Source organism: Nocardia kruczakiae NBRC 101016 (assembly GCF_001612965.1).
GTDB lineage: Bacteria > Actinomycetota > Actinomycetes > Mycobacteriales > Mycobacteriaceae > Nocardia > Nocardia kruczakiae.
This window is the reverse complement of sequence record NZ_BDBL01000001.1, coordinates 379,159-387,552: the sequence shown is the minus strand read 5'-3', so window position 1 is coordinate 387,552 and position 8,394 is coordinate 379,159. Positions and strand designations below refer to the sequence as shown.

Annotated in this window: 8 protein-coding genes and 2 pseudogenes; 5 read left to right on the top strand and 5 right to left on the bottom strand. The window is 66.3% G+C overall.

Translation table 11 applies throughout. The features are described 5' to 3' along the window. Window positions 1-221 (bottom strand): annotated as a pseudogene (locus NK1_RS01365) (hypothetical protein); the annotation flags it as partial. Between the two features lie 584 nt (window positions 222-805). Then, complete coding sequence (locus NK1_RS01360; RefSeq protein ID WP_063006775.1) at window positions 806-2,200, bottom strand: cystathionine beta-synthase; 1,395 nt, start codon at window positions 2,198-2,200, stop codon at window positions 806-808. Between the two features lie 106 nt (window positions 2,201-2,306). Here NK1_RS01360 and NK1_RS01355 point away from each other — a divergent pair, with 106 nt between their 5' ends. From NK1_RS01355 to NK1_RS01340, 4 genes are all read left to right on the top strand, one after another. After that, window positions 2,307-2,759, top strand: coding sequence for a hypothetical protein (locus NK1_RS01355; RefSeq protein ID WP_228534489.1), 453 nt, complete (start codon window positions 2,307-2,309; stop codon window positions 2,757-2,759). 169 nt (window positions 2,760-2,928) lie between these two features. After that, window positions 2,929-3,801, top strand: coding sequence for an SGNH/GDSL hydrolase family protein (locus NK1_RS01350; protein ID WP_063006774.1), 873 nt, complete (start codon window positions 2,929-2,931; stop codon window positions 3,799-3,801). Between the two features lie 78 nt (window positions 3,802-3,879). Next, window positions 3,880-5,100: an acetyl-CoA C-acetyltransferase gene (locus NK1_RS01345; protein WP_063006773.1), complete on the top strand. Its 1,221-nt coding sequence runs from the start codon at window positions 3,880-3,882 to the stop codon at window positions 5,098-5,100. A gap of 162 nt (window positions 5,101-5,262) precedes the next feature. Next, window positions 5,263-5,583 (top strand): DUF1330 domain-containing protein, encoded by a 321-nt coding sequence (locus NK1_RS01340; protein ID WP_063006772.1) that lies wholly within the window; start codon window positions 5,263-5,265, stop codon window positions 5,581-5,583. 88 nt (window positions 5,584-5,671) lie between these two features. Here the strand turns inward: NK1_RS01340 and NK1_RS01335 are convergent, their stop codons facing one another. Both NK1_RS01335 and NK1_RS34160 read right to left on the bottom strand, forming a co-directional pair. Beyond that, window positions 5,672-6,082 carry a hypothetical protein gene (locus tag NK1_RS01335; RefSeq protein ID WP_063006771.1) on the bottom strand — a complete coding sequence of 137 codons (411 nt, stop codon included), beginning with the start codon at window positions 6,080-6,082 and terminating at the stop codon, window positions 5,672-5,674. A gap of 21 nt (window positions 6,083-6,103) precedes the next feature. Beyond that, on the bottom strand, window positions 6,104-6,532 hold the full coding sequence (locus NK1_RS34160; RefSeq protein WP_157104028.1) for a hypothetical protein: 429 nt from the start codon (window positions 6,530-6,532) through the stop codon (window positions 6,104-6,106). A 666-nt stretch (window positions 6,533-7,198) separates the two neighbouring features. Here NK1_RS34160 and NK1_RS36295 point away from each other — a divergent pair. Further along, window positions 7,199-7,267, top strand: a pseudogene (locus NK1_RS36295) (hypothetical protein); the annotation flags it as partial. A gap of 181 nt (window positions 7,268-7,448) precedes the next feature. On the opposite strand, the gene NK1_RS01330 reads toward NK1_RS36295, so the two are convergent. Next, window positions 7,449-8,300, bottom strand: coding sequence for a Bax inhibitor-1/YccA family protein (locus NK1_RS01330; RefSeq protein WP_063006770.1), 852 nt, complete (start codon window positions 8,298-8,300; stop codon window positions 7,449-7,451). Window positions 8,301-8,394 lie beyond the last annotated feature (94 nt).

The following is an 8,394-nucleotide window of genomic DNA, read 5'->3' as shown; positions in this document are numbered from 1 at the left end:
GCCGGCGCCGGGGCGGCCGCGGCGATGGGCTCGGCGGCAGCGGTGGGCTGGGTCTTCTCGGCGGCGGCGATCAACGTGGACGCCAGCGCGACCGGCTTCACATCGTCGCTCTCGTGCCCACCGGCGGAGGTGATGGCGGCGAAGGCGGCAAGGGCCAGGGTGGCTGATCCGGCGGTACGCGCGACCGCCTTGGCTCTACTGCTTGTCGTGGTCTTCGACATTCGATGTTCTTCCCTACTGTGTGTCGGCCTCGGTGGCCTGCGGCAGGCAGCACTGGACCAGGGCGGGCCCGGTGGGACTCACCTCGCGTACTGCATGCTTTTTTCGGATGACGATCCGGCTACTGACTCAGACTCGACGTCTGACAACCAACGAGGTCACAGGATGATTGCGGTAGGTGAACGTAAACTGAACTCAAGATGAACAGACGGTGCCGCTACCCGCATTTCGCATCGATTGCCACTCGCTATATAGCGCTGACCTGGGAATCTCCCAGTCTCGAGGCAGTGCTGCGCATCACAGAAAAATAACGCGTGTCGTTGCAAACGAGGGTGTTTTGTCCGCTTTTCCGGCCGTTCGGCAACTGTTCGGTAACGATCGATAACGCTCGGTAACCCCCGCCGAGATGCGCTCGATGAACAAGGTTTGCGGACCGATCGGATTCGCCGGCCAGGCACGCCGCGCGCGGCGACACGGTGAACGGCCGGCAGATCGGCCGCGGGGACCCCGAAACGCGCTCACCCGGCCGCAGGTGCGCGGCCGGGTGAGCGCGGGGTCGAAATCTGCTGTTGTGCGCCTGACGGGATCAGTGCGTGGGCAGACCCGATCCGCTGAGGAATCCGAGCAGATCGTGGCGCGTGATGACGCCGATCGGCTTACCGTCCTCGACGACCATCAGCGCGTCGGTGGATTCCAGCTCCTTCGTCGCCGCCGACACCGGCTCGCCGGACCCGATCAGAGGGAACGACGGGCTCATATGCTTCGACACCGGATCGGTCAGATGCGCCCGGCCCTCGAACACCGCCGACAGCAGATCGCGCTCGGTGACGCTGCCGGCCACCTCGCCTGCCATCACCGGCGGTTCCGCGCCGACCACCGGCATCTGGGATACGCCGTATTCGCGCAGGATCTCGATGGCGTCGCGCAGCGTCTCCTGCGGGTGGGTGTGCACCAGATCCGGCAGCGCGCCGGACTTGCCGCGCAGGACGTCGCCGACCGTCGGCTCGGCGGTGCTGCCGTCGAGGCGGCTCTGCAGGAAGCCGTAGGAGCTCATCCAGTTGTCGTTGAAGATCTTCGACAGATAACCGCGGCCGCCGTCGGGCAGCAGCACCACCACGACCGCCTCCGGATCGCGCTCGGCCACGCGTAGCGCGGCGACCACCGCCATGCCGCAGGAGCCACCGACCAGCAGCCCCTCCTCGCGGGCGAGGCGGCGGGTCATCTCGAAGCTGTCGGCGTCGGAGACGGCGATGATCTCGTCCGGGATCGCGGGGTCGTAGGCCGAGGGCCAGAAGTCCTCGCCGACACCCTCGACCAGATACGGCCGGCCGGTGCCACCGGAATAGACCGACCCCTCCGGATCGGCGCCGACGACCTTGACCTTGCCGCCGGACACCTCCTTCAGATACCGGCCCGCGCCCGTGATGGTGCCGCCGGTGCCCACGCCGGCCACGAAATGAGTGACCTTGCCCTCGGTGTCGCGCCAGATCTCGGGACCGGTGGTCTCGTAGTGGCTGGCCGGACCGCCCGGGTTGGAGTACTGGTCGGGCTTCCACGCGCCCGGAATCTCACGGGTGAGCCGGTCCGAGACGCTGTAGTAGCTGTCCGGATGCTCCGGCGGCACCGCGGTCGGGCAGACGACCACCTCGGCGCCGTAGGCGCGCAACACGTTGCGCTTGTCCTCGCTGACCTTGTCCGGGCAGACGAAGACGCATTTGTAACCGCGCTGCTGGGCGACCAGGGCCAGACCCACTCCGGTGTTTCCGGAGGTCGGTTCCACGATGGTTCCGCCCGGCTTCAGCAATCCCTGCTCCTCGGCGGCGTCGATCATCCTGACCGCGATGCGGTCCTTCGAGCTGCCACCGGGGTTGAGATATTCGATCTTCGCGGCCACCACCCCGGAGTTCGGGCCCACCACAGAGTTCAACCGAACGAGCGGGGTATTTCCGATCAGGTCGACGACGTGGTTCGCGATACGCATAGCTACATCGTCGCAGAACCGCGCGGACGACTTGCGTTTGGTACGGCGAGCGCTGCGTTTGATCCGGCGAGGACATGGCCGTGCGGTTACTATGCCGAACGTGAGGATGCCGAAGACAGCTCGCGCCGCCGCAGCGGTGGCCGCGACCGTCGGGGCCGTGACCGCCATCGCGTCCGCCTCGGCCAGCGCACAGACCGTCGAATTCCCCCAAACGCCGAGTGTGTTCTACGGCGGACTGTGCGGGGGCAATATCCGGACCTGGGTGGATACCAGTCCCGACTGGCCGGGCCGGGCGGTGTTCAACGTCCAGGCCCTGGCGATTCAGGGTGTGGGCCCGGGACAGTATCCGCTGGCCCCGCTGTGCAACGTCGACACCACCGTCGCGTGGCGCAACACCAATACCGGTGCCGCCGGCGAGTACCGCCTGAACGTCGTCTCCGGGATCTACGGCAGCATCCTGTACGCGGAGTTCCAGAACACCGGGCCGGGTCATATCGAGGTCACGGTCACCACGAACAACCTCAACATTCCCGCGCACGGCGCATTCGACGTTTCCTGACGCGCGCCGCCTCGTCCCTGGTCGGCGCGTCGCAGGCACCGCATAATCGGTAGGGCCGGACCGGACGCGCCCCCTCGTGGCCGCACCGGATTCACACCGCCGCGGGCACCGGGGCCCGCCGCGGGAGTCCGGTCGGTGGCAGCGTCGGAGTGAGACGGGAGGTTGGCGCGTGGCTTCCAGGACGTGGCGGACGGTCGCGGCGAGCGCGGCCGCCGCGGTGGCGGTCGGCTCCGGGGCGGGCACCGCGGGCTGGGCGACCTATCGCCTGCTGATGTCGCAAGCGCGCGCGGCGCGCACCGTGATCGGCCGCGACACCTCCAAGCCGCCGGAGGCCGACGGCGTGTACACCCGCGACTGCGCCGCTCCGGAACCGTGGCGCGCGGGCGTGCCGTTCGACCTCCATCTGATGATCTTCGGCGATTCGACGGCCGCCGGAGTGGGCTGCGCCGATGCCGAGCAGGTGCCCGGCGTCCTGGTGGCCCGCGGACTGGCCGATGCCACCGGCCGGCGAATTCGCTTGAGTACCAAGGCGATATCGGGCGCCACGTCGAAGGGCCTGGCCGGTCAGGTCGACGCCATGTTCATCGCGGGCCCGCCGCCGGACGCCGCGGTGATCCTGGTCGGCGCCAACGATGTCACCAAGAAACATTCGATCTGGCGTTCGGCGCAGCGGCTGCGGGACGCGGTCGGGCGCCTGCACGAGGCGGGCGCGGTCGTGGTGGTCGGCACCTGCCCGGATCTCGGCACCGTGGCCGCGATCCCGCAACCGCTGAGCACGGTCGTGCACCGCTGGAGCTCGCGGCTGGCCCGGGCCCAGGTCGGTGCGGTCCGTTCGGGCGGCGGCACGCCCGTGGCGATGGGCGATCTGCTCGGTCACGACTTCCGCAGCACCCCGGAGGTGCTCTTCTCCGCCGACGGGTTCCATCCGTCGCCCGCCGGATACGCGTTGGCGGCTCGGCACCTGCTCCCGGCGCTGCTGCGTGAGCTCGATGAACGGGATCCATCCCGACCGGGTGTTCCGAGCCACACCGCGGCGACGTAGATTCGGGGTTGAATTGTCGTACCCCTGTACCGAAACGGTCGGCTGACCGATTCGGCGACCCCGATATAAGGAGTCCTCATGCCAGAGGCCGTCATCGTTTCGTTCGCCCGCTCCCCCATCGGCCGCGCAGGCAAGGGTTCGCTGGTGACCATGCGTCCCGACGACCTCGCCACCCAGATGGTCCGCGCCGCCCTGGACAAGGTTCCGGCGCTGAACCCCGCCGACATCGACGATCTGATGCTCGGCTGCGGACAGCCCGGCGGCGAGGCCGGATTCAATATGGCCAAGGTGGTCGCCACCCAGCTCGGCTACGACTTCCTGCCCGGCGTGACCCTGAACCGGTACTGCTCGTCGTCGCTGCAGACCACCCGGATGGCGCTGCACGCCATCAAGGCCGGTGAGGGCGATGTGTTCATCTCCGCCGGTGTCGAGACCGTGTCGCGGTTCCCGAAGGGCACCTCCGACGGCTGGCCGGACACCCACAACGAGAAGTTCGGCGAGGCCGAGGCCCGCACCGCCAAGCGCGCCGAGGGCGGCTCCGACGGCTGGGCCGACCCGCGCGAGGGCGGCGACCTGCCCGACATCTACATCGCGATGGGCCAGACCGCCGAGAACGTGGCGCAGTTCACCGGTATTTCGCGCGAGGACCAGGACCACTGGGGCGTGCGGTCGCAGAACCGTGCCGAGGAGGCCATCAAGGCCGGCTTCTTCGAGCGTGAGATCACGCCGGTGACGCTGCCCGACGGCACCGTCGTCTCCACCGACGACGGCCCGCGCCCCGGCACCACCTACGAGAAGATCTCGCAGCTCAAGCCGGTCTTCCGCCCGGACGGCACCATCACCGCCGGTAACGCGTGCCCTCTGAACGACGGCGCCGCCGCACTGGTCATCATGAGCGACACCAAGGCCAAGGAGCTGGGCCTGACCCCGCTGGCGCGCATCGTGTCCACCGGCGTGTCCGGTCTGTCGCCGGAGATCATGGGCCTGGGCCCGATCGAGGCCGTGCGCAAGGCACTGAAGATCGCCGGCAAGACCATCGACGACATCGACCTCTACGAGATCAACGAGGCCTTCGCCGTGCAGGTGCTGGGCTCGGCTCGTGAGCTGAAGATGGATCTGGACAAGCTGAACGTCTCCGGCGGTGCCATCGCCCTCGGCCACCCGTTCGGCATGACCGGCGCCCGCATCACCGCCACCCTGATCAACAACCTGCAGACCCACGACAAGCACTTCGGTCTGGAAACCATGTGTGTCGGCGGTGGCCAGGGCATGGCCATGGTCATCGAGCGCCTGAGCTAGGAGTACCGCTGTCGGCCGGTTCCGCACCGAAAGGTGGGGAGCCGGCCGATTGTCGTTGCGGGGCCATCGAGTCGGTGGGCCTTACCCGAGAGGTAATCGACTCGGCTACGTCAGCGCGGAAGTATCAATGGCGTCAACACAACTCGGTTCGAGGAGTTCGAGATGCCTGCCTACGCCGTTGCCCACCTGCACGATGTGGATGTCAATGCCGAGATCGTCGAGTATCTGCGCCGGATCGACGGCACGCTGGCACGGTTTGGCGGCAAGTTCATCGTCCACGGCGGCCGGCAACTGGTCGCCGAGGGACCCGCGAGCGCCGTCGCGATCGTCATCGAATTCCCCGATTACGAAGCGGCACAGGCCTGGTACGCCTCGCCGGAGTATCTGGAGATCCTGCCGCTGCGCCTGAACAATGCGGCCGGAGTCGCGATTCTGGCCGATCACTGCGGCAACGACCACGTCGCCACCGATGTGCTCCCGTGATTACCACAGACCGACGAAACGGTATCTCCAGGTATGGCGGGACACCGAAACCCATTACGAGCGAAGACAGCGCGGTCGAGGGCGAGTCTCAGCCGGCAGTCTCGGCGCTCAGCCGACCATAGGGCACGAGGTGGTGCGGGTCTATCCGGCTCTGCCACCCCCACTCCGTCGGCTCCAAGGCGCGCCCACCGGCCAGCGGGTCTTTCGGCCACGGCTCCCGTAGGTGAATTTGGATGTCGTCCTGAAGAATTCGAACCAACTCCATCGCGAATCCCTCAGCTGTCGTACTGCCCGGCTCGGTCGGGTCGAGCGCGGCAGTAGTGCCGACCTGCGGCACGGCGATACTCACCCAGGCACCAGGTGCGGCACGCCCAGTCTGCTCGTCAAACCGCTGCCAGTCCTCGGTGTATTCGGTGGTGACCCGCGCCTCGAACCCCAGCGAGCCTTCGATATCAGCGGCCAGTAACCGAGCCCCGCGAACCGCTTCGTCAACGTCCACAATCCCATCCTGCCATCCGGGTCAGGGAACCGAACACTTGTTGAGTGGCGTGACGTAGACAGTTCCGTCGGGTGCGGTATGGAGTGCGTCTACATGGAGGATGTCACCGCTGAACCAGAGGTACTTACCACTGGCATAGCGCGGCTGTCCGAAGTGGAGCATGTCGTCCTTGTCGGCACTTTGTATCCTGGTGATCGGCGAACCGTTGACGAATAGTTGCCATTCGTACTTTCCGGGCCGGTGTTCGAGGTCATCGATGAACCACCACCACGTGTAGTAGCCGATGGGATCGCCCTCGTAAGGCCTGATTTCGGATTTGATCGACCCGTACTGTGTACCAACTTCGTAATTCGTGCACGGTGGTGGTCCAGCTACAGCTGTTGCCGTATAGACGGCCTGGCCTACTACGCAAAGGAATACGATGATGCTTGTAACAAGTAGGCGGAGCATACTTGATGGGTACCAACGAAAAGAACGCATGATCCCCCCCTGGATCGTAAAGCCGGCAAGGCAATCGCTGTATCGCGTGCCAACCGTATCCGCTCGAGTTGCCGTCCGAGCGCGGGTTTCATGCACCCGGTGGGCTATTCGCGCCTACCATTCACGAAACCAACAGGAGAATAGCGTGATTCATCGTGGGGTGCAATGGATTTAAGCTGTCGGAGTCCCGATCGACCGCCCTCAGCGATCGTCGGGGACGCTGTGGCGCAGTTCCGGAAAAGCTCTCGCGATGACGAAGCCCGATTGTCCGAACGAACTGGATCGGAGGGCCACAACAGCGGATCGCTGTAAGAGACGGTCGAACGCGCCGGCGAACAGAACGATCACGAAAGCGGTTCACTACCCGCCGCATACCGCGGACCGGCGCGGAGTGCCGTTGCAGCCGAGATATTCGGCAATTCTCATGCTCACGTGTGCGGTCACCCGCCATTGACCGGCCTCCAGGGATCCGATGCATGCCTATGTCCTTGGGACCTGCTGAATCGACGTGTGGCACGGAGGGAAATGGCAAGGGCAAGAACTGGCGGACGAGTTACGGTGAAAAGGTCGTCGGTGTAGACGAATTGGTGGTCCGGGCTCAGTGCGAGCCCTTCCGAACGCGGGACCAGTGACCACTTCGGTCTGGAAACCATGTGTGTCGGCGGTGGCCAGGGCATGGCCATGGTCATCGAGCGCCTGAGCTAGGAGTACCGCTGTCGGCCGGTTCCGCACCGAAAGGTGGGGAGCCGACCACTGCGGCAACGACCACGTCGCCACCGTGCTCCCGGCCGAACTGCTCGCATGAGCACCTCCCGATACGCGAACGGGTGGCTGCCAGACGGCAGCCACCCGTTCATCGTCCGGTCGGGAGCAGGTCCCGCCAGGATCAATCGTTCTGCAGATAACTCAGCAGGCGCAGGATCTCCAGGTACAGCCAGACCAGGGTGACGGTCAGGCCCAGGGCGACGCCCCAGGCGGCCTTCTCCGGCGCGCCGGCGCGGATCAGCTGGTCGGCGGCGTCGAAGTCGAGCAGGAAGCTGAAGGCCGCGATCGCGATGCAGACCAGGCTGAAGATGATCGCCACGGTGCCGCCGTCGCGCAGGCCGAAGCCGCCGGGGGTGAAGAAGGCGGCGATCAGGTTGCCCAGCATCAGCACGATCACGCCGATCATGGCGCCGACCAGCATGCGGGTGAAGCGCGGGGTGACCCGGATGGCTCCGGTCTTGTAGACCACGAGCATGCCGAAGAACACGCCGAAGGTGCCCAGGACGGCCTGGGCGATCAGACCGCCACCGCCGACGCCACCGAATTCCACATTGGTGAACATGAACGACAGCGCGCCGAGGAAGAGGCCTTCGGCGGCCGCGTAGCTCAGCACGATGGCCTTGTTGTCCTGCTTGCGGCCGAAGGTGGCGACCATGACCAGCACGAAGCCGACCAGACCGCCGACGATCACGAACAGCGGGGCCAGCGCGTGGTTGGCCGCGGTGGCACCGTAGGCGATGATCGCGGCGAGGGTGACCACGCCGAGGGTGATGCCGGTCTTGGTGACGACATCGTCGATCGTCATCGGCCGGGTGGCCGGCGCCTGCTGATACGGCTGCTGGACACCGTACGGGCTCTGCTGTCCGTACTGCGCGAACTGCCCGGCGCCCGCTGCCGCCGAACCGAATCCCGCGTATCCACCGCCCTGTTGTTGCGGCAAATTTTTGAAGATCGGGTTACTTGTGGTGCGCAAGGTCCCGTGCCTTTCCGAAGTAGCGGTCCACGTCCGTCGTGTCCGTTCTGAGTATCCAACGATCCGCTCCGGGAGCAAGTTCCCGAACCGGACA